Origin of the sequence: Micromonospora sp. NPDC005257 (assembly GCF_042872445.1) — a bacterium.
Taxonomy (GTDB): Bacteria; Actinomycetota; Actinomycetes; order Mycobacteriales; family Micromonosporaceae; genus Micromonospora.
The window spans coordinates 234,428-255,607 of the sequence record NZ_JBIAKL010000002.1; the positions used below are offsets into that span (position 1 = coordinate 234,428).

Below are 21,180 nucleotides of genomic sequence, written 5' to 3' on the forward strand. Positions count from 1 at the left end.
ACCGGGTCGCCGTTCACCCCGCACGGCGTGCGCTCAGGCCGGCGGACGTACCGGGGGTGCGGTCAGGGACTCGACCGGCCGCGCCACAGCGTCCGCCGGGGAGGTGAGCGCGTCGGGGCGGGACACGCCGCCGACGCCGGACTGCTCGGCGGCGATCTTCTCCTGGAGGCGGAGGATGCCGTGCAGCAGCGCCTCCGGCCGAGGCGGGCAGCCGGGCACGTACACGTCGACCGGGATGAGCTGGTCGACGCCCTTCGTCACCGAGTAGGAGTCCCAGTACGGGCCGCCGCAGTTGGAGCAGGCCCCGAACGAGATCACGTACTTCGGCTCGGGCATCTGGTCGTAGAGCCGCTTGACCGCCGGGGCCATCTTGTCGGTGACGGTGCCGCTGACCACCATGAGGTCGGCCTGCCGGGGCCCGTGGGCGAACGGGATGACGCCGAGCCGCATGAAGTCGTGCCGGCCCATGCTGGTCGCGATGAACTCGATGGCGCAGCAGGCCAGGCCGAAGTTGAAGACCCAGAGCGAGTAGCGGCGGCCCCAGTTCAGCACGAACCGGATCGGCTCGCCGAGCACGGCCGGCACCTGCATCTCTGGCCTCCCTCCGCTGTCCCCGAACCGACAGTCAACCACAGCGCCCGGACCGGCAACCCTCGCAACCGGTGCGGGCGTCAGGGCGTGTGACCGACGTGACCGCGTCGGCGGCACGCACACGGGGAGGACCAGATGACGGTGACGAGGGAGCCGGTGCTCGACCAGCCACCCGAGGGAACAGCGAGCCGCGCCGAGCCGGGCGAGGCCGTCGACTTCGACGGGCTCTACCACGCACACTTCCGGTCCCTGACCCTTCAGCTCACCGCCTACTGCGGGGACCTGTCCCAGGCGCAGGACATGGTGCAGGAGGCGTTCTGCCGGGCGTTCGCCCGCTGGTCCCGGGTGTCCCGCTACGACGACCCGGTGGCCTGGGTCCGCCGGGTGGCCTGGAACCTGGCCACCAGCCGGTGGCGGCGGTTACGGACGGCCCAGGCGTGGCTGCACCGCCAGCGGGAGGAGTACGTGCCGGGGCCCGGCCCGGACCGGGTCGCGCTGACCGCCGCGCTGTCCGAGTTGCCGCCCCATCAGCGCCGCGCCGTGGTGCTGCACTACCTGGCCGATATGAGCGTCGCGCAGATCGCGGCGCAGGAGGACGTGCCGGAGGGCACCGTCAAGTCCTGGCTGTACCGAGGGCGGACCGCGCTGGCGGCGAAGCTCACCAGCACGAACGAGGTGAACCACAATGGCTGAGCCCGACGACATCCTGGTCGGCGGCGAGTTCGCCGGGTTCCGCGCGGCGTACGCCCCGGTGGTACACCCCGCCGGGACGGCCGCGGTCCGGCGCACGGTCCGGCACCGCCGCCGGCGGACCACGGTGGTCACCGCGGCGGCCGTGGTGCTCGCCGTGGTGATCCCGGTGGGCGCGAACGCCGCCCTGGACCGGCGGCCCGGGCCGCCCCCGGCGCCCGCGCAGACCGTCACCCCGGCTCCGTCCGAGAGCACGTCGCCGCCACCGTCGACGCCGCCGCCGAGCACGGCCAGCTCGACCCCGGCCGCTCCGGACGGGCGGATCACCCGGTCCCAGCTGCTCGCGGCCCGGCTCGACCTCGTGTCCTGGCCGGACGCACCGAAGACCTGCATCAGCGACGACGTCCGGCTCCGGTCCGGCCCGCAGAACGAATCGGTCCCGACGCTGCTCGCCGGGCCGGAGTACGCCGACCTCGACGGTGACGGCGCGACCGAGACGGTCGTCCTCGTCGCCTGCCGCTACGGCGAGGCATCGGGCAAGCAGGTGCTCGCCTTCGATCGGGACGACGACGGCCGGATCGTCACCATGGGCCGCGTCGTCGGCACACGTGAGGGCATGGGTGACATCACCGAGTTCGCGGTGCGGGACGGCGGGGAGATCCGGGCATACGTCGCCGACATCCAGCCCTGTTGCGACACGCCCGAATGGGCGCCGCAACGACAGTGGCGGACGTACTCCTGGAACGGCGAACGGTTCCGGCAGGTCGCCGGACCAACGAAGTTCGGCACCGACCCCCGTCTGACCGACCTCACGATGACCGCCCGCGACGTCGTGGCCGGGCCGCCGGACAAGAAGGGGATCCGGAAGGTCACGGTCACCGTGACGGTGGTGAATCGCGGCCCCGTGAGCGTGCGTCAGCTCGGGTTCACCGGTTGGTACGACTACACGAGACCGAACGGGTCCGCCCTGGACCGGTGCCGGAACGTGCGGCTCGACGGGGGCATCGCCTGCGTGCTGGACACCCTGTCGGTGGGCGCGAGCAGGACGTACACGTTCACGTTCGACCATCCGGCGACCGCCGAGGAGCCGCCGACGCTGCGGGTGATCCACATCGACTCGCAGGAGCGGTACTGGAAAGACCTGAACTGGAAGGACAACGCGGTCGAGCTGACCTCAGTCGGCTGACCGACAGAGTGCAACCGACCGTCCTAATTGGACGTGTGACAGGCATCGGACGGACGGAAACACCGCCGTCCGGCAACGGGGAATCACGGGAGGAACAGCAATGACCACACGTACGGCACGGATCGCCACCGCACTACTCGGTGGGGCCGCCGCACTGATCACCCTGGCCACGCCGGCCGCCGCCGCGCCGAGCGCCGCCACCGCCGGCCGCGTCGACGTCACGGCGCAGCGGCTCGTTCTCGACCCGACCGACAGGGGGTACGTCGGGACGCTCACCGCGACGGTGACCAACCGGCGGGCGACCGCGACGTCGGTGAGCCTGGTCGTCACCGAGCCGGCGGGGGCCTCGTTCACCACGATCGAGCCCGGCGGCGGCTGCTTCTACAACCGCCTGGTGGAGAACCGGCTGGTGATCAGCTGCGGCGGCGAGCAGATCGAGGCCGGCAAGAGCCTCACCTTCCGGCTCGGGTTCCACGTCTGGACCACCGCGCGCAGCTACCCGATGGTCGCGACCGGCGGGCGGATCGAGGTCGTCCCGGACGGCGCCGCGGCTTCCGACGCCACCGGCTTCACCACCGTCTTCCGCTCCACCAGCGGCAGCCTGCGCAAGCCGCGCCCGTACGTGCAGGCCGTCGACACCGACCTCAGCATCCGGGGCAGCGCGGTGACGCTGACCCCGCAGCCGGACGGCACCCTGCTCGGCCGGATGCCGGTCACCGTGCGCTACGGCAACGACGCGCCGACCTTCGCTCTCAACGTCGGGGCCACCCTGCCCGCGGGCGTGCAGGTCGACCACATCGAGCCGCAGGACATGCCGAGCTTCCCGTACGGGTTCTCCGTGCCGGGCGGCCGGTTCGTGCCGGGCGAGGAGCGCACCTTCGACGTGTTCCTCAGCGCGCCCGTCGGCACGGCCGCGGGTGAGCTGGGTACCGGCAGCCTCACCGTGACCGGGAGCTACTTCTACGGGGCCGACGACCCGCAGGACGTGGACCCGTCGGACAACACCACGTCGTTCACGGTGACCGCGGCCGCCGCGAGCTGACAGTCGCCCGCCCGGCCGGCGCCCACGCGCCGGCCGGGCGTCGCCGTGTCACCAGGCCGGGCGCTGGAGCAACCCGACGAACTCGGCGAGCAGCCGTTCCCGCAGCCGCGCCGGGGCGGCGTCGAGCAGCGTGTTCACCACCGCCATCCGGTCCGGCACCCCGGCGCCGCCGGCCAGGCCGAGCCCGTCGGCCAGGCCGGCCACCAGCTCGGGGGTGAGCGCCTCCGGCGCGAGGCTGCCGGCCAGCGCCAGCAGTTCCGGCGGCAGCACGACCGGCCCGGCGGCGCGGGCCGCCGCGACCGCCTCGGCCAGCGCCGGCCCGAACTCGGCCACCCGGGGCGCCACCGCCGCGGTCACCGTGAGGTGGACACTGGCCGGCAGATCGGCGTACGTGAGCTGGGGCTGGGTGTGCCAGCCACGCGCGGTCAGCTCGTCCACGAGCACGAACAGGTCGAGCCCCGCATCGTCGCTGGTGAAGCAGACCACTGTGGTCTCCGGTTCGGCCATCAGCCGCAGCCCGGCGGTGGCCCGTACCGCGTCGGCCAGCCCGGCGACCGCGTCCCGGGTCGCGGCGGCCAGCCGCAGGTAGCCGTCCTCGCCGAGGTGGCGGAGTGTGGCGTACGCGGCGGCGATCGGCCCGCCGGACCGGGTCGAGGCGATCACCGGGTTGACCATCGTGTAGCCGGGCCAGTCCGCGTACGCGAAGAACTGCGGGGCGCGCAGCGCCGCATCGCGGTGCAGCAGCACCGAGACGCCCTTCGGCGCGTACGCGTACTTGTGCAGGTCGACCGAGATCGACGTGACCCCCGGTACGGCGAAGTCGAACGGCGGCACCGGCGCGCCGAGCCGGCGCAGCCAGGGCAGCGCCCAGCCGCCGAAGCAGGCGTCCACGTGACACCGCACCCCGGCGGCCTGCGCGACGGCCGCGATCTCCGCGACCGGGTCGACCACCCCGTGGGCGTACGACGGGGCGGACGCCACCACCAGCACGGTCTCCGGGCGGATCGCGGCGGCCACGGCTGCCGCGTCCGGGCGCAACGTCACCGGGTCGACCGGCACGGTGTCCAGCGCGACCCGCAGGTAGTGCGCCGCCTTGGCGAACGCGGCGTGCGCGCTCGCCGGCGCCACGATCCGCGGCTCGGTCAGGTCGGGTCGGGCGTCCCGGGCCGCCTTGACGGCGAGCAGCAGCGACTCGGTGCCGCCGCTGGTGACGCTGCCGACCACGTCCGGCGCGCCGGCGCCGGGGCCGCCGCCGAGCAGCCGGGCGGCGGCACCGACGAGCGCGTTCTCCATCGCCAGCAGCGACGGGAACGCGGTCGGGTCGAGCCCGTTCACGTGTGCGCTCTCCGCGTACGCGGCCTGCGCCAGCGCGTCCAGCCCGGCCACGCCGGGGTCGTAGACGTAGGCGAACAGCCGCCCGCCGTGCGTCGGACGGTCGGCGGCCCGCAGCGCACGGATCTCGTCGAGCACGTCCGCCGCGGGCATCCCCCGCGCGGGCAGCACGCTCACGTCTGCCGTGTCGGTCATCGGGTGGTTCCTCTCGTCGCTGGTCCGGCGCTCATGCCCGCGCGGCCGGCGTGGCGCCCTCGGGCGCGGTGGCCCCGGGGGCGGTGGCCAGCTGGGCCGGGGTCAGTGTGTAGCCGCGCAGCAGCACCAGCGGGATCGCCACGAGCAGGGCGGGCAGCACGGTGAAGCCGAGCAGCACGCCCAGCCGTGCCGAGTCGGACTGGACGGCGGCGGTACCGGTCGACGAGGAGACGTAGCCGGAGAGCTGGAGCACCAGGCCGTAGACGCCCGGCCCCAGCGCCAGCCCGAACGTCTCCCCGGCGGTCCACAGCCCGGTGAACACCCCGGCCTGCCGCCGTCCGGTGCGCGCGGTGTCGTACGCGATGCAGTCCGGCAGCATGGCCAGCGCGAAGACCTGCTGGCCGGCGTACCCGACGCCGATCACCGCGACCACCGCGTAGGCCGCGGCGGCGGGCAGGGCGGGCGCGGCGACCAGGGCCAGCGCGCCGACCGCGAAGATCAGCGACGCGGCGACCAGCGACGTCCGCTTGCCCAGCCGGGCACCGGCCCGGGACCAGAGCGGCATGACCAGCAGCGCGGGCGCGACGAAACACGCGAACAGCAGCGTCGGGCCGCTGTCCGGCTCGCGCAGCACCTGGTCGGCGAAGTACTTCACCCCGGCCAGCACGGTGGCCACCCCGGCGGACTGGATCACGAAGCAGATCAGCAGCACCCGGAACGGCCGGTTGCCGGTGGCGACCGCGAGCTGGGCGCGCAGGCTCGGCTCGCTCTCCCCCACCGTGCCGGTCGGCGCGGACCGGGTGCCGAGGAAGACGCCGACGGTGCCGGCGACGATGAGCGCGGCGACGAACAGGCCCATCCACCGGTGGCCGGGCACGCCCTCGCCGCCGGCGGTCACCACCGCCGGGGCCACCGCGCCGGAGACCAGGATGGCCAGCGCCAGCACCGCGATCCGCCAGGTCATCATCCGGGTACGCTCCGCCGGATCGGCGGTCAGCTCGGCCGGCATGGCCACGTACGGCACCTGGAAGAACGCGAACGCGGTGGCGGTCGCCAGGAACGCCAGCGCCACGTACGCGGCGGCGGCCGGACCGTCGGCGAACGGCGCGGCGAAGATCGAGGCGAACAGCACGGCGAGCGCCAGCCCGCCACCGAGCAGGTACGGCCGGCGCGCGCCCCAGCGGGACCGGGTCCGGTCGGAGATCCGCCCGGCGACCGGGTTGACCAGCACGTCCCACGCCTTCGGCAGCAGCACCAGCAGCGCGGCCAGCCCGGCGGCGACGCCGAGCGTGTCGGTGAGGTACGGCAGCAGGAGCAGCCCGGGCACGGTGCCGAAGGCGCCGGTGACCAGGGAACCCAGCGCGTACCCGAGGTGCACCCGGCGGGGCAGGGCCGAGACCGTCATGGAGCCGAATGCTACTCACGTTATGGCCCGCGTCACATCCCCTCCGGGGACCAGGACGCCGCCGCCAGGTCCACCCGGTCGCCGCGCAGCGGGCACCCCTCGGCGAGCAGCCGTTCCCGGGCCTTGCGCTCGTGGCCCGGCGGCAGCCGCCCCGCCGCGTTCACCACCCGGTGCCAGGGCACCCCGCCCCCGTGCCGCGCCATGATCGAGCCGACCAGCCGTGGCGACGCCCGCCCCGAGCGGTCGGCGAGCGCGTCGGCCACCGCTCCGTACGACATCGCCCGCCCCGGCGGAATCCGCTCGACGAGCGCCAGCACCGCCTCGACGTACTCGTCAGGTGTCACGAGCTGCCACGATATGGGAACGCGCCGCGGCGCGGCAGACCGCAGCGCGCAGAATGGTCGGGTGCGTGAAGCAGTCACCTCGGCCCGGCGGATCGTGGTCAAGATCGGTTCGTCCTCGCTGACCACCGCGACGGGCGGCCTCGACGACGCCCGGGTCGACGCGCTCGTCGACACGCTCGGCGGGCTGGCCGCCGCCGGACGCGAGGTGGTGCTGGTCTCCTCCGGCGCGATCGCCGCCGGGCTCGCCCCGCTGCGGCTGCCCCGGCGCCCGCGTGACCTGGCCACCCAGCAGGCCGCCGCCAGCGTCGGCCAGGGCCTGCTGATCGGCCGGTACGCCGCCGCGTTCGCCCGGCACGGCCGCACCGTCGGGCAGGTGCTGCTCACCGTGGACGACGTGACCCGGCGGGCGCACTACCGCAACGCGTACCGGACGCTGCGCAAGCTGCTCGACCTGCGCGCCGTGCCGATCGTCAACGAGAACGACACGGTGGCCACCGAGGAGATCCGGTTCGGCGACAACGACCGCCTCGCCGCGCTCGTGGCCGCGCTCGTCGATGCCGACCTGCTGGTGCTGCTCTCCGACGTCGACGCGCTCTGGACCGGTGATCCCTCCCGGCCGGGCAGCACCCGGATCACCGAGGTGCACGGCGAGGGCGACCTGGCGGGCGTGGACGTCGGCGGGGCCGGCCGCGCCGGGGTGGGCACCGGCGGCATGGTGACGAAGGTCGAGGCGGCCCGGATCGCCACCGGCTTCGGCATCCCGGTGGTGCTCACCGCCGCGCCGCTGGCCGCGTCGGCGCTGGCCGGGGAGCCGGTCGGCACGTACTTCCACCCGAGCAGCCGCCGTCCCGCCGCCCGTCTGTTCTGGCTGGCGCACGCCACCGCCCCCCGCGGCCGGCTGCACCTCGACCCCGGCGCGGTGCAGGCGGTGGTCGGCCGCCGCAAGTCGCTGCTGCCCGCCGGCATCACCGCAGTCGACGGCGCGTTCACCGCCGGTGACCCGGTGGACCTGGTCGACAGCGCCGGCGCGCCGGTGGCCCGGGGCCTGGTCAACTACGACGCGGTGGAGCTGCCCGGCCTGCTCGGCCGGTCCACCTCCGAACTCGCCGCGGCGCTCGGCCCGGCGTACGAACGTGAGGTCGTCCACCGCGACGACCTGGTCCTGCTGTAAGCAAGGGCCCCTCCTTAAAACACCTCCGAAGGAGTACGCACCATGAGCGTCGTCGAGCAGGCCCGGCGAGCCCGGGACGCGGCGGAAGCCCTGGCCACGGCCACCCGTACCGTCAAGGACGCCGCGCTGCACGCGATGGCCGACGCGCTCGTGGCGCGTACCCCGGAGATCCTGACGGCGAACGCGGCGGACCTGGCGGCCGGGCGCGACGCCGGGCTGTCCGCGGCCGTGCTCGACCGGCTCGCGCTCGACGAGGGCCGGGTGGCCGCCATCGCCGACGCGCTGCGCCAGATGGCCGCGCTGCCCGACCCGGTCGGTGAGGTGGTACGCGGCTCGACCCTGCCCAACGGCCTGGAACTGCGCCAGATCCGGGTGCCGTTCGGGGTGGTCGGCATCGTCTACGAGGGCCGGCCGAACGTGACAGTCGACGCCGCCGGGATCTGCCTGAAGTCCGGCAACGCGGCGCTGCTGCGCGGCTCCTCGTCGGCCGCGCACTCGAACGCGGCGCTGGTGGCGGTGCTGCGCGACGCGGTCGCCGGCGCCGGGCTGCCGGCGGACGCGGTGCAGCTGCTCGACTCCAGCACCCGCGACTCGGTGAAGGAGCTGATGCGCGCCCGCGGCCTGGTCGACGTGCTGATCCCGCGCGGCGGCGCGTCACTGATCCGCGCCGTGGTGGAGGAGTCCACGGTGCCGGTGATCGAGACCGGCGTGGGCAACTGCCACGTGTACGTGGACGCCGCCGCCGACCTCGGCAAGGCCCTGGCGGTCACGCTGAACGCCAAGACGCAGCGCCTGTCCACCTGCAACACGGCCGAGTCGCTGCTGGTGCACCGCGACGTCGCGGACGCGTTCCTGCCGGCCGTGCTGGCCGCGTTCGTCGACGCCGGGGTGACAGTGCACGGCACGCCCGAGGTCGCCGCCCATTCCGCCGCAGTGGTCCCGGCCACCGAGGAGGACTTCGGCACCGAGTACCTCTCCGCCGACATCTCCGTCGCCGTGGTCGACTCGCTCGACGCGGCGGTCGCGCACATCCGCCGGTACGGCACCGGCCACACCGAGGCGATCGTCACCGACTCGCAGCGGGCGGCCCGGGAGTTCGTGGCCCGGGTGGACGCCGCAGCGGTCATGGTCAACGCGTCCACCCGCTTCACCGACGGCGGCGAGTTCGGCTTCGGCGCGGAGATCGGCATCTCGACGCAGAAGCTGCACGCCCGCGGCCCGATGGGTCTGCCGGAGCTGACCAGCACCAAGTATGTGGTCACCGGGGACGGTCACGTGCGCTGATCGATCCGGTGCCGGCCCCGATCTCGCCTGGCGCTGGGGCGCCACGTCGGCGTCCCGCTGCCTCCGATGCCGCCACCTCGCCGAACTGGCGTTGATCAACGTGCTGGAAGCTAGGCGATCTGGAGTGGATCACCGTCGGCCGATGGCGGTATGGCGAGCGGAGGCAGCCCCGGCGACGCCGGCGCGGCGGACGGCGGGTCCGGCGCTGACGGCGCGGTGGGCCCGGTGCTCTCGTCGGGGAGCAGGTCGGGCGCGACGATCCAGGCGGACCACGGCCCCTGCCCGCCGTCCGGACCGGCCGACGACGCGGGCGCGATCCGCGGCCCGGTCGACAACGCGCCCCCCGACCCAGCCGACGGCTCGGGTCCGAGGCGGTGCGGCGGCTCGGGATCGGGAGCCGGGGCGGGCGGCGCAGGCGCGGAAGAGGGCGGCGCAGTCGCAGGCGGCGGTGCGGGGAGCCGGCGCGGGCGTGGGGCCGGCACGGCCGGCGGCGCGGACAGTTCGGCGGTCTGCGGCGCCACGAACGGCGCTCCGGACACCGGGGCCTCCGGCGCGTGCGGGCGGCACGCGCGGATCGCCCGCAGCGTGGTGTGCACGTCGAACTGGTGACCGTCGTCGCTGTCCCAGCCACCGTCGCTGCGCTGGGTCTCGGCGAGCCGCCGGCGCGCCGAGACCAGCAGCCACTGCTCCTCGCCCACGTCGGCCCGGCGCAGCGTGGCGGCGAGCCAGGCCACGTCGGCCGGGGACATCCCGGGGATCCGGTCGGCCAGCACCGCCTGGATGCGCGCCGACTCGTAGTACATCCGCTGGCGGTGCAGCACCGCGGCGGCCAGCCAGCCGGCGGGCAGGAAGGACGGCCAGCTTCCGTCCGGCGCGAGCTGCGCGGCCAGCGCCTGCGCCGCCGCCTGCACCACACCGGCGTACGCGCCGCCGACCCGGTGGTCCAGCGGCCCGGCGGCGCGGGCGTCCAGCCCGGCCACCGTCAGCCAGAACCCCGCGTTCGCGGTCTGGTAGAGCCGGGCCTCGGGATCGCCGGGCGTGGCCCACTCGGGGGCGAGCCCGGCCAGCGACGGGTCCTCGTCCCAGCCGCCGTCGGGCAGTTGCCGGGCGGCCAGCCAGTCCAGCGCGTGCCGGGCGGCCGGGCGGCCCAGCGCGCCGAGGTCGTCCAGCTCAGCGAGGCGGAAGCAGGTCGCGTCGATCGAGGCGACCTCGCCGTCGAGGACGGCGGGCCAGCCGCCGCCGGGCGCCTGCCCGGTCTCGGCGGCGTCGAGCACGCCGGAGGGCACCGGAGCGCCGGTACGCAACCGGGAGAGGCGGGCGCGGTCCACCGCGTCACCGTGAGCGACGACGAATCCGATCGCCGCGTCCAAGTCCACCACGGCACTGACGGTACTGGTGCGGCCGGGGTTACGCCTCGGTAGCTCGGCCAGGACCGCCCCGGCCCACCGGCCGCCGCCGGGTCACGAGACCCGGCGTATGCCCACGCCAGGAGCCCTCGGAAAGCACGACGGGCCCACCCGGGAACACCGGGCGGGCCCATCGACACGACTCAGTACGCGGGCAGCGACGGGTCGACCTGCTTGACCCAGGAGAGCACGCCGCCCTGGAGGTGCACCGCGTCGCCGAAGCCGGCCGCCTTCAGCGCGGCCAGTGCCTCGGCGGACCGGACGCCGGACTTGCAGTGCAGCACGATCTGCCGGTCCTGCGGGAACTTCGCCAGCGCCTCGCCGGACAGGATCTCGCCCTTGGGGATGAGCGTCGAGCCGGGGATCCGGACGATCTCGTACTCGGCGGGCTCGCGCACGTCGACCAGGAAGATGTCCTTGCCCGAGTCCTGCCAGTCCTTCAGCTCCAGCGCCGTGATGGTCGAGTCGACCACCGCCTCCTGGGCCTCCTCGGAGACCGCGCCGCAGAAGTCCTCGTAGTCCTCCATCAGGTCGGTGAGGGTCGGGTTCTCGCCGCAGAGCACGCAGTTCGGGTCCTTGCGGACCTTGATCTTGCGGTAGCTCATCTCCAGGGCGTCGTAGACCATCAGCCGGCCGACGAGCGGCTCACCGATGCCGGCGAGCAGCTTGATCGCCTCGTTGACCTGGATCGACCCGATCGAGGCGCAGAGCACGCCGAGCACGCCGCCCTCGGCGCAGGAGGGGACCATGCCGGGCGGCGGGGGCTCCGGGTAGAGGCAGCGGTAGCAGGGGCCGTGCTCGGCCCAGAACACCGACGCCTGGCCGTCGAAGCGGTAGATCGAACCCCAGACGTACGGCTTGCCGAGCAGCACGGCCGCGTCGTTGACCATGTAGCGGGTGGCGAAGTTGTCGGTGCCGTCGACGATCAGGTCGTACCGGGAGAAGATGTCCCGGACGTTCTCCCGGTCCAGCGCGGTGTTGTGGATCTCCACGTTGACCAGCGGGTTGATCTCGCGGATCGACGCCGCGGCGGACTCGGCCTTGGACCGGCCCACGTCGGAGACGCCGTGGATGACCTGGCGCTGGAGGTTCGACTCGTCGACGGTGTCGAAGTCGATGATGCCGAGCGTGCCGACACCGGCCGCGGCCAGGTAGAGCAACGCGGGTGAGCCGAGGCCACCGGCGCCCACACAGAGCACCCGGGCGTTCTTCAGCCGCTTCTGCCCCTCGACCCCGACGTCCGGGATGATCAGGTGGCGTGAGTAGCGGCGGATCTCGTCTACGGTCAGCTCGGCGGCGGGTTCGACGAGCGGGGGCAACGACACGGTGGACTCCCCGGGATCGGCGGTGTGACCGCGCCATTGTCGCTCGCCGGAGCGGGGATCGGCCATGATGAGGGACACTGCGCCCGAACTGCGGGACCGGGAATAACTCAGACGCCGTCGATGGGCTCGCCGGAGTACCGGACCCCGCCGACGTACGGCCAGGCGTTCGGCACGCAGCCGTCCAGCCCGTACGTCTGCTGCTGCATGACCGGCGCGGGCGCCCCCGGCGCGGGGCACGCCTGGTGCAGTTCGCCGAACTCGTGTCCGACCTCGTGGTTGATCACGTACGTCCGGTAGACCCCGATCGGGGCGCCGTAGTCGGGCACCGCCGTCATCCAGCGGGCCAGGTTGAGCACGACCCGGCCGGGCAGCCGGCAGGAGGTGTACCGGTCGGTGCGCAGGCCGCCCTCGGCGCACATCCGCTCGGAGGTGACCGGGGTGGCGAGGTAGACGGTGAAGTCGGCCGCCGCCGCCTCGGGCACCCGCTGCACCCGCAGCTCCCCAGAGGCGATCCAGCTCCGCGGGTCGCCCAGCACCGCGTCCACGGTGGCGGCGAAGCCGTCGGCGTCCTGCCCCGTACCCTGCTCGACCTCGATCCGGTAGCGGCGCAGCGGGCCCTCGTGTCCGCGTACCGGAGATCGGCCCTGGGCCACCGCGAACGTGCCGGGGCCGGCGGTGGGGTAGCCGGTCGGCGTCGCGGCCGGGACGTCCGGCTCGGCACCGCGCGCCAGCGACGGTTCGGCGGCGAGCGGCGCCTGGGCGCTGTCGGCCGGCGGGGCGCTCAGCCGGGTGATGCCCATCGCGCCGCTGACGGCCGCGAGCAGCATCGCCAGCAGCAGCACCGAGCGGCGACGGCGACGGCGCATCCGGCGCAGGGTGGGACGCTCGGGCGGCGGCGCGGCAGGTCTGTCGTAGGGGTACGACGAGGTCATGACCTCAGCGTGCCATGCAATTCGGGCATTTAGCTGCTTTTGCCGCCTATGCCGCGAATGTTCCTCACGATCGGACGATCAGAGGCCCGGTCCGGTGTACCGCTTCCCGCCCACGTTGGGCCACGGATTCGGCCGGCACCCCTTGAGGAACAGCGTCTGCTGCTGCATCACCGGCGCCGCCCGGCCCGCGCCGGGGCACCCCTCGTGCCGGTGCCCGAGCTGGTGTCCCACCTCGTGATTGACCACGTAGAACCGGTAGGTGTCCAGCGGCATCCCGGCGGCGACCAGGTGCGGCGCCGAGGTCCGCCACCGGTCCAGGTTGATCACCACTTTGCCCGGCACCCGGCACGACGTGTACGGCACCCCGCCGATCCGGATGTCGATCCCGCCCGCCCCGCACAGCCGCCTGGCCGTCTCCCGGGTGGCGAGGTAGATCGTGAAGTCGTGCCCGCCGTCCGGGCCGACCCGCTGCAACCGCAGCTTGCCACCGGCCCAGCCACCCGGGCCGGCCAGCGCGCGCTGCACCGTCTCGCCGAAGGCGCGGGCCTCCTCGCCGGAGCCGTTCTCCGCCGCCACCCGGTAACGGTGCAGCGTCCCCGAGCGGCCGAGCACGCCGCTGGTGCGGTCGTCGTAGGCGAAGCTGCCCCGGCCCTTCGCCGGCCCCGGGGCCGACAGCCTCAGCACCGGCGCGGCCGGCGAACTGGACGTCACCACCGGGGGCGGCGGCGAGACGCTCGGCGTGGACGGCTCCCGCGTCGGGGCCGGAGGCTGGGCGGCGAACCCGTCGGTGGCCCGGGTTCCCGCGCCCGCCGACGGCAGTTGCACCGCCACGCCGACACCGATCGCGGCGGCGGCGACGAAGGCACAGACCACGAGGGCGGAACGCCAGTGAGGGAAGGAGGAACGGGAGCGGGGCATCCGGCTCAGCCTGCCACGTCATGCTCCCTTCCGCTCTCCCCCGTGCCGGTGGCGAGCGACGGCGTCGCCTCGGCGAGCAGCCCCAGCACCGCCCGCGCCACGGTCCGGGGCACCTCCAACTGGGCCACGTGCCCGACGCCGTCGAGCATCAGCAGCCGGCTGTCCGGGATCACCCGGGCCGCCTGCGGCGCCACCCGCACGTCGACCAGCCGGTCCTGCCGCCCGCCCACCACCAGCGTGGGCGCCCGTACCGCCGCCGCCTGCCGCCAGAGCGCGCCCTCACCCGGCAGGTACGAGCGCAGGAAACTGGCGACCAGGCCCCGGAACGTCCGCACGTACGCGGCGGCGTAGTGGGCCGCCTCGTACCGGACCCGGATCTCGTCGATGGACTCCTGCCGGCGCTGCTCGCTGATCCGGGTCAGGTCCGCCACGCACGCCTCCATCACCTGCTGCGCCGTCACCTCCGGGCTGAACTGGGCCAGCCGCCAGGCGGCCAGGCGTTCACCCCGGGGGATCGCCAGCAGCGGCAGCATCCGCCCCTGCAACGAGCGCCGGAAGTCCAGGAAGGGCAGGGCGGGCGAGACCAGGGTGAGCGTGCGGACCAGGTCGGGGCGCAGCGCGGCCACCCGGACCGAGATCGCGCCGCCCAGCGAGTTGCCGAACAGGTGCACCGGCCCTCTGTCGCTGTGCTCGATCCAGCGGATCACCCGCTCGGCGAAGGACGGGATGGTGTAGCGCGGCCCGGGCTCGCTGCGCCCGAACCCGGGCAGGTCGATCGCCTGGCCGTCGAGCCGGTCCGCGAGCAGGCCGGCCAGGTCGGTCCAGTTCTGCGCCGACCCGCCGAGACCGTGCACGTAGAGCGCGGGCTCCGCGCCGGGCCCGGTGGCCGGGGTGTCGCGGACGTGCACGAGCGTGCCGTCGAGGCGTACATGCCGGCCGGGCCAGGGCGGCGGCAGGACCTGGTGTGCGGGAAGGCTGTGTTCCGGCCAGAGTGCGGCGCGCTTCATGTCTCCAGTCTCCCCGCCCGGGCCGTACCGCACAGCGTCGCTCAGGACAGCAGTGCCTCCAGCCGCCGGTTCACCGCCGCGAGCGTGGCCCGCACGACCGCCTGCCGGGGATCCCCGGCCACCAGCGCCGAGCCGGCCAACTGCTCCACCCAGCCGTCGCAGACCAGCAGCACCACGACTGTCGCCACCTCACAGTTGCCGAACGGCACCACGGCGGCGTGCTCCACGAAGCAGCGGCCCCGCTCACCGGCCGGGACGCTCCCGCCGAGCAGCTCGTCCACCGCGGCGGCGGCGGCCACCGCGCAGAGCCGCAGCACGTACCCGTCGACAGCCGGCCCGGTCGCGTGGCCCTCGGCCGTCCGGTCGCCCGCGACCAGGCGGACCTCGGTGGTGGCGTCCAGGCCGAACGTGCTCACCAGGACGTGCTCGATCACCACCCGGGGCCCCAGAACGCCGCCGGTGTCCAGCGGCCGCGACGGCGCGGTCTCCGTCGTGGTCATCTGCCCACCGGAGTACGACGTGCCGAGCGTGACCGGGCTGCCGGTCGACGTGCCGGTCGGCGCGGCGGCCAGCGACGTCTCGTCCACCGTGGCCCGGCCCCGGTGGGTGGCCTGCCGGCGGCGGCGCGGCGGCTCGTCGCCGTCGCCGGGCGCCTCGGCCGGACGCACGGGCCGGTCCGCACCGAACCGCGCGTCTCCGGAGCGGTTCGCGGCCGGACGTGCCACGCCGGTACGCGCCGGCGTCTCGTCGCCGACCGGCTCGTCGCCGTTACGCGGCGCCTGGATACGGGGCTCGCCCGGCTCGGGCTGCGCGGCACAGGCCTCGCCCGGGGTGGACTGCGCCCCGGGCGCCCGGGTCTCGCCCGCGCGCGTCTCGCCGGAGCGGTCCAGCCGGGCCGACCGGCGGCGCAGCGGGGCCGGCGGCGGCACGGCGGGTGCGCCGGGCAGGTTCTGCGGGGCGGCGGCCAGGCCCATCCGATCCTGGAGCAGCCGGGCCACCATGCGGCTCACCTCGGCCGGGTCCGCGCCGTCGGCCAGGTCGAGCCGGAGGCTGTGCGCGCCGGCCGGGGTACGGCGCAGCGCTGCGTCGCGTACGCCCGCCACCTCGCGGACCGCGTCGAGGATCGCGTTGACGTCGAAGCCCTCCGGCCGCTCCCGCAGCGGGGCGGGTTCGTCGTCCCGGCGCAGATGGGTGGCGATGCGGGCGAGTTCGGGGGTCTCGGCGGACGGTTCCACTGCCGGTGGCTCCGGCACGACTGGCACGTCCGGTTCCGAGGGGACGCGCTGCGGCAGCACGGGGAACGGTTCCTCCGGTGAGGGCTCGGCGACCGCGTCGGCGGCCGGCACCGGTTCCGGTGCGGACCGGCGGGCCGCGTAGGGAGGGGCGCTCGTCGGGTGGGGCGCGGGTGTGTGGTCGGGGCGCGGCGTGCCGCTCGCGGCGGGAGCGCCGGAGACCGGCGGGGCGGGGGTAGCCGCTTCGGCGGGGGGCGCCGGGGCGTATCCACCGGCCGGCAGGGTCGGGGCACCGGGCACGGGTGGCGCACCGGGCGCGGGCGGGGCACTCGCCGGCCCGGGACCGGGGGGCGTGATCAGCGGGGGAACCGGCACCGGCGGTGCGGCCCAGGAGGGGCGCTCGTAGCCGCGCGGCGGCTCGGCGTCGCCCCGGGCCAGCCGGAACGGCCGAGTCGCCTCGAGCGTCGGCTCCGGCCCGGCCGGCGGCTCGAACCCGCGCGCCGGCTCCGGCCCGGTACCCGGCTCGTGCTGCCGGGGCCCCTCGGACTCGGCGAACGGCTGGTACGACCGCGCCGCATCGGGACCGGCGGACTGCTGGTACTGCCGCGCCGCCTCGGGCGCGGCGGCCGGCTCGACGCGCAACGGCTCGTACGCCCGTACCGGCTCGGGCCGGGGTGGCTCGTAGGCGGCGGGCGGCTCGACGCGGGCCGGCTCGTACGGCCGCACCGGCTCGGGCGCCCACTCGGCCGCGCGGTCGCCGCGGACGGTGCGCTGGGCGGCGCTGTCGTCCGCCCACTCCCGCCGCTCGGCGGGCTCCTCGGCGCGGCGGGCCGGCGGCTCCTCGGCGCCTCGGACCGGCGGCTCCTCGGACCGGTGGGCCGGCGGCTCCTCGGTGCGGGCCCAGGGCGGGGCCCAGCCGTCACCCCAGCTCGGGCGGTTCCAGGACGGCCCCGACCAGTCCGGTTCGGCGGCCCTCGGGTCGTCCGCCACCGGAGGGTCGGCGGCGGCCCGCGGCTCGGCGGCCTCCCGGCCCTCGGACGGGTGGACCTCGCCCGGTACGTCCTCCGGCCGGTTCGCGGCCGGCAGCGGGGTGACCGGCCGGTCGGCCCAGCCCCGGGACAGCGACGGGGTGGATTCGGTGTTCGGCGCGTGGAAGCCCGGCGGCACCTCGAAACCGGAGGCGGCGGCGCCGACCGGCGGGACCTGGAGGGCCGGGGGCGCGGAGGTCGGCCCGCTGTCGGCCCAGCGCGGCGTCCGGGTGGCCGGGTCGTCGGCGGCGTGCCGGGAGCCGGCGACGTCGCCCGGGTCGGTCTGCTGCTCGATCGTCGGCGCCGGGCGTGGGGCCGGGACGGCCAGCCGTTCGCCGTCGACGGGCCGGGGCGGCTCGTCCGCGGGCGGGGCACTGACCGGCGCCTGGCGGGTCACTGGTGACTCCTCACCGGCGTGGTGCACGCCGTTGACGTGGCGGCCGTTGGCGCGGCCCGGTTCCGGCGCGGAGTGGCCGGGCAGCGGGGCGGGCAGGTCGCCGTGCCGGGGCGAGGAGGCGGCCCAGCCGCCGAGGTCGCCGTAGGGCCAGCCGCCGGGCGCCGGAGCGCCGCGGGACCAGCCGTTCGGCGGGGGCGCCCAACCGCCGCCGGTACGGGCCGGGTCGTCCTGCTGGCCCGTCCCGTCGCCGTGCTCTCCCGGGGTGGCGGCTCCGGGTTGCCCTGTTTCACTCACCGCGCGCTCCTTGGTCGCCCCCGCTGAGGCTACCGTGTGGTGACAGTGGCGATAAGTTACAGCGGCGGGCCAATTCCGCGACGGGTTCACGGACCCGGACCGGTTCGGGTGATACGTGCCGGCTCGTACGCAGATACTCGGAGGATCCGATGACCGCAGTGGGGAACGGTGCACAGACCGCCGGTCGGCCCACCCGCCTGCCCCGCTCGGCGCGCCGTAAGCAGCTGCTCGCCGCCGCCCAGGAGGTGTTCGTCGCGCAGGGCTACCACGCCGCCGCGATGGACGACATCGCCGAGCGGGCCGGTGTCTCCAAGCCGGTGCTCTACCAGCACTTTCCCGGGAAGATGGAGCTGTACCTGGCACTGCTGGACACGCACTGTGACGCGATAGTCGCCAACGTGCAGGCCGCGATGAGCGGCACCAACGACAACAAGGAGCGGGTCGGCGCCGCGGTGCGCGCGTACTTCGACTTCGTCGACCACGAGAGCGAGGCGTTCCGGCTGGTCTTCGAGTCGGACCTGCGCAACGACCCGGGGGTGCGGCAGCGGGTGGAGCGGGTCGAGCAGGGCTGCATCGCGGCCATCACCGACACGATCATCTCGGACACCGGGGTCAGCCGCTCGCGCGCCGAACTGCTCGCCTCGGGCCTGGTCGGCGCCGCCGAGACGGCCGCCCAGTTCTGGCTGGCCGGTGGCCGGCAGGTGCCCAAGGGAGAGGCCGAGGCGCTGGTCGCGGCCCTGTCCTGGCGTGGCATCGCCAGCTTCCCGCTGCAAGGTGAGTCAGCCTGAACATCGGCCCACCGGATCGGATAGCCTTCCCACGGTGGCTTTTTCGCCCCAGTTGAGGAGGCACAGTGGAGGTCAAGATCGGCGTGCAGTACGCGCCGCGGGAGCTGGTCCTGGAAAGCGCGCAGTCGCCGGCCGAGATCGAGCAGATCGTGACCGACGCCTTCGCCAAGAGTGAGGGCACCCTCTCCCTGACCGACGAGAAGGGCCGGCGCGTGATCGTGCCGGTCGGCAAGGTCGCCTACGTCGAGATCGCCGAGGCGTCGCCCCGCGCCGTCGGGTTCACCGTTCGCTGATTCCCGCGGCACCGGCCGCCGTGGCGGGCCTCCCGCCACGGCGGCTCAGTTGTTCTACCCGGCGGTTGCCGTCCGCGCGGTGTGCGCCTCGGTCAACCCGCACGCCGAGCAGATCCCGGTATGCGCCCGGGTAGCCGGCGCAGCAGCCCCGGCACATCCCCCCACCGGTCCGCCCGTATGACCGCGACGAGCGCGCCCCGGTCGCCGGCGGAGCCGACCGGTGAGCCGCCGGTGGTGCGCGATCTCGCGGCGGCCATCTCGCCGAGCGCGGCGCGGCGACGCAGGTCGGGGGCGGTGGGCTCGCCGCCGGCACGAGCGCAGGTCATGGGCGCCACATCTGTGACTCAGGTCACAACGGGATGCCCCGCGCGCACGGCCACCACCTGGGAATCGGGACGACTCAGTGACCGTTCAGGTAGGATGAGATAATTGCCGTGGGCACCGATTCGGTCACTTGCTGACCGACGCCGGTCCCCGACGCGCGTGCGGCCCGGTCCGGCTCGGCGAATTCGCCCCTGACCGCGTGGCCCGCGCCACACCGATCGCGCCCTGAGGACCTGAGGGGCGCACCACGAGAGGGCACCCCCAGATCCATATGAGCGAGCAGATTTCCGGCCAGCCACTGGCCCCCACCGCTCCGGTCCCCCCGGAGGCACCCACGTTCGCCGCGCTCGGCGCGCGGCAGGAGACCGTCGAGGCGCTGGCCGCCGCCGGCATCACCCGCGCCTTCGCCATCCAGGAGTACGCGCTGCCGATCGCGCTGCGCGGCGTCGACCTGATCGGTCAGGCGCCGACCGGCACCGGCAAGACGCTCGGCTTCGGCATCCCGCTGCTGGAGCGGGTCTTCGCCCCGTCCGAGGGCAGCGACGGCGTCCCGCAGGCGCTGGTCGTCGTACCCACCCGTGAGCTGGGCATCCAGGTCGCCAAGGACCTCGACGCCGCCGGCCGCACCCGGGGCGTCCGGGTGCTGCCGATCTACGGCGGCGTGGCGTACGAGCCGCAGATCGAGGCGCTGCGCAAGGGCGTCGAGGTCCTGGTCGGCACCCCGGGCCGCCTGCTGGACCTGCAGAAGCAGAAGCACCTGCGCCTCGACCGGGTCCGCGCGCTCGTCCTCGACGAGGCCGACCGCATGCTCGACCTGGGCTTCCTGGACGACGTCGAGAAGATTCTGGCGATGCTGCCGGAGGACCGGCAGACCATGCTGTTCTCGGCCACCATGCCGGACCCGATCGTCGCGCTGTCCCGGCGCTTCCTGCGCCGCCCGGTGACCATCCACGCCGGGCACACCGCCGAGACCGGCCCCTCGCCGCAGACCAAGCAGCTCGCGTACCGCACGCACTCGATGAACAAGGTCGAGATCGTGGCGCGCATCCTTCAGGCCGAGGGCCGCGGGCTGACCATGATCTTCACCCGTACCAAGCGGGCCGCCGACCGGGTCGCCGAGGATCTCGACTTCCGTGGCTTCGCCGTCGCCGCCGTGCACGGTGACCTCGGGCAGGGCGCGCGCGAGCGGGCGCTGCGGGCGTTCCGGGCCGGCAAGATCGACACGCTCGTCGCCACCGACGTCGCGGCCCGGGGCATCGACGTCACCGGCGTCACGCACGTGATCAATTACGACTGCCCGGAGGACCAGGACACCTACACCCACCGCATCGGCCGTACCGGCCGGGCCGGGGCCACGGGTGTCGCTGTGACCTTCGTCGACTGGGACGACATGCCTCGCTGGCGGATCGTCGACAAGACGCTCGGGCTGGACATGCCCGAGCCGCCGGAGACGTACCACACCTCCGCGCACCTCTACACGGACCTGGACATCCCGACGGAGGTCAGCAGCACGCTGCCGACCGCCGAGCGCACCCGCGCCGGCCTGTCCGCCGAGGTCGAGGAGGACCTGGGCGGCGGTGGCCGGTCGCGCCGGGGCGCGCGACGCGGCGACAGCCGGGGTCGCGACCGCGGCGAGGGCCCGGACCGCGACCGTGACCGCGGCCGTGGCCGGGGCGGCGAGGGCGGTTCGTCCGCCGGTTCGTCCGCCCCGCAGGCCGACGCCGGGGACGACGAGACCTCGCGTACGCCGCGTCGGCGGCGCCGTCGCCGGGCCGGCGAGACGACGGCCGGTGAGCCGACCGCGGTGATCGGCACCGAGGGCGCGACCGAGACCGCCGCTGACGCACCGCAGCCCGCGGAGGGCGAGGCGGCGAGCAAGCCGCGTCGCCGGCGTCGGCGCCGTGGCGGCGGCACCGGCGTGCCCGCCGAGGCGACGAACGCCGACTGACGAACGCAACGGAAACGGCCTCCCGGACCCCGGTCCCGGGAGGCCGTC

General features: G+C 74.9%; 17 protein-coding genes and 1 pseudogene. 8 read left to right on the forward strand and 10 right to left on the reverse strand.

Translation table 11 applies throughout. The annotated features are described in order from the left end of the window. Positions 1–33: 33 nt before the first annotated feature. Positions 34–591, reverse strand: coding sequence for an NADH-quinone oxidoreductase subunit B family protein (locus ACFYO8_RS04650; protein ID WP_354874293.1), 558 nt, complete (start codon positions 589–591; stop codon positions 34–36). Positions 592–726: 135 nt separating this feature from the next. Here ACFYO8_RS04650 and ACFYO8_RS04655 point away from each other — a divergent pair, with 135 nt between their 5' ends. The 3 genes from ACFYO8_RS04655 (at position 727) to ACFYO8_RS04665 (ending at position 3,509) form a co-directional block, all read left to right on the forward strand. Next, complete coding sequence (locus tag ACFYO8_RS04655) at positions 727–1,284, forward strand: SigE family RNA polymerase sigma factor (RefSeq protein ID WP_354874291.1); 558 nt, start codon at positions 727–729, stop codon at positions 1,282–1,284. Continuing rightward, positions 1,277–2,467, forward strand: a complete 1,191-nt coding sequence (locus ACFYO8_RS04660) for a hypothetical protein (RefSeq protein ID WP_355014802.1) — start codon at positions 1,277–1,279, stop codon at positions 2,465–2,467. The genes ACFYO8_RS04655 and ACFYO8_RS04660 overlap by 8 nt, the downstream gene beginning before the upstream one ends. Positions 2,468–2,567: 100 nt before the next feature. After that, positions 2,568–3,509, forward strand: a complete 942-nt coding sequence (locus ACFYO8_RS04665) for a hypothetical protein (protein ID WP_355014801.1) — start codon at positions 2,568–2,570, stop codon at positions 3,507–3,509. Positions 3,510–3,557: 48 nt separating this feature from the next. Here the strand turns inward: ACFYO8_RS04665 and ACFYO8_RS04670 are convergent, their stop codons facing one another. The 3 genes from ACFYO8_RS04670 to ACFYO8_RS04680 are packed head-to-tail and all read right to left on the reverse strand — an operon-like array spanning position 3,558 to position 6,785. Next, a complete protein-coding gene (locus ACFYO8_RS04670) occupies positions 3,558–5,036 on the reverse strand; it encodes an aminotransferase class V-fold PLP-dependent enzyme (RefSeq protein ID WP_357707266.1) in 1,479 nt (492 codons plus the stop codon). Positions 5,037–5,067: 31 nt separating this feature from the next. Further along, entirely contained in the window at positions 5,068–6,441 is a 1,374-nt protein-coding gene (locus tag ACFYO8_RS04675; protein ID WP_357707264.1) for an MFS transporter, read from the reverse strand. A gap of 32 nt (positions 6,442–6,473) precedes the next feature. After that, on the reverse strand, positions 6,474–6,785 hold the full coding sequence (locus ACFYO8_RS04680; RefSeq protein WP_354874281.1) for an MGMT family protein: 312 nt from the start codon (positions 6,783–6,785) through the stop codon (positions 6,474–6,476). 13 nt (positions 6,786–6,798) lie between these two features. Between ACFYO8_RS04680 and proB the strand changes: the two genes are divergently transcribed. Together proB and ACFYO8_RS04690 are read left to right on the forward strand one after the other, a co-directional pair. Beyond that, the gene (gene proB, locus ACFYO8_RS04685; RefSeq protein ID WP_354874279.1) at positions 6,799–7,956 is read left to right on the forward strand and encodes a glutamate 5-kinase; all 1,158 of its coding nucleotides are present in this window, start codon (positions 6,799–6,801) and stop codon (positions 7,954–7,956) included. A 42-nt stretch (positions 7,957–7,998) separates the two neighbouring features. Then, a complete protein-coding gene (locus ACFYO8_RS04690) occupies positions 7,999–9,240 on the forward strand; it encodes a glutamate-5-semialdehyde dehydrogenase (RefSeq protein WP_387188792.1) in 1,242 nt (413 codons plus the stop codon). A 560-nt stretch (positions 9,241–9,800) separates the two neighbouring features. On the opposite strand, the pseudogene ACFYO8_RS04695 reads toward ACFYO8_RS04690, so the two are convergent. From ACFYO8_RS04695 to ACFYO8_RS04720, 6 genes and pseudogenes are all read right to left on the reverse strand, one after another. Continuing rightward, positions 9,801–10,670: pseudogene (locus ACFYO8_RS04695) on the reverse strand (hypothetical protein); the annotation flags it as partial. Positions 10,671–10,789: 119 nt separating this feature from the next. Then, complete coding sequence (gene moeZ / locus ACFYO8_RS04700; RefSeq protein WP_354874275.1) at positions 10,790–12,037, reverse strand: adenylyltransferase/sulfurtransferase MoeZ; 1,248 nt, start codon at positions 12,035–12,037, stop codon at positions 10,790–10,792. A gap of 41 nt (positions 12,038–12,078) precedes the next feature. Beyond that, positions 12,079–12,903, reverse strand: coding sequence for a DUF3152 domain-containing protein (locus ACFYO8_RS04705; protein ID WP_354874273.1), 825 nt, complete (start codon positions 12,901–12,903; stop codon positions 12,079–12,081). A gap of 78 nt (positions 12,904–12,981) precedes the next feature. Then, complete coding sequence (locus ACFYO8_RS04710) at positions 12,982–13,821, reverse strand: DUF3152 domain-containing protein (protein ID WP_354874271.1); 840 nt, start codon at positions 13,819–13,821, stop codon at positions 12,982–12,984. A 5-nt stretch (positions 13,822–13,826) separates the two neighbouring features. After that, a complete protein-coding gene (locus tag ACFYO8_RS04715; RefSeq protein ID WP_354874269.1) occupies positions 13,827–14,828 on the reverse strand; it encodes an alpha/beta hydrolase in 1,002 nt (333 codons plus the stop codon). Positions 14,829–14,869: 41 nt separating this feature from the next. After that, the gene (locus tag ACFYO8_RS04720; RefSeq protein ID WP_355014796.1) at positions 14,870–17,779 is read right to left on the reverse strand and encodes a hypothetical protein; all 2,910 of its coding nucleotides are present in this window, start codon (positions 17,777–17,779) and stop codon (positions 14,870–14,872) included. Between the two features lie 149 nt (positions 17,780–17,928). Between ACFYO8_RS04720 and ACFYO8_RS04725 the strand changes: the two genes are divergently transcribed. From ACFYO8_RS04725 to ACFYO8_RS04735, 3 genes are all read left to right on the forward strand, one after another. Continuing rightward, positions 17,929–18,567, forward strand: coding sequence for a TetR/AcrR family transcriptional regulator (locus ACFYO8_RS04725; protein WP_354874265.1), 639 nt, complete (start codon positions 17,929–17,931; stop codon positions 18,565–18,567). A 65-nt stretch (positions 18,568–18,632) separates the two neighbouring features. Further along, positions 18,633–18,860 carry a DUF3107 domain-containing protein gene (locus ACFYO8_RS04730; RefSeq protein ID WP_013288692.1) on the forward strand — a complete coding sequence of 76 codons (228 nt, stop codon included), beginning with the start codon at positions 18,633–18,635 and terminating at the stop codon, positions 18,858–18,860. A 595-nt stretch (positions 18,861–19,455) separates the two neighbouring features. Next, positions 19,456–21,132, forward strand: a complete 1,677-nt coding sequence (locus tag ACFYO8_RS04735) for a DEAD/DEAH box helicase (protein WP_354874260.1) — start codon at positions 19,456–19,458, stop codon at positions 21,130–21,132. Positions 21,133–21,180 lie beyond the last annotated feature (48 nt).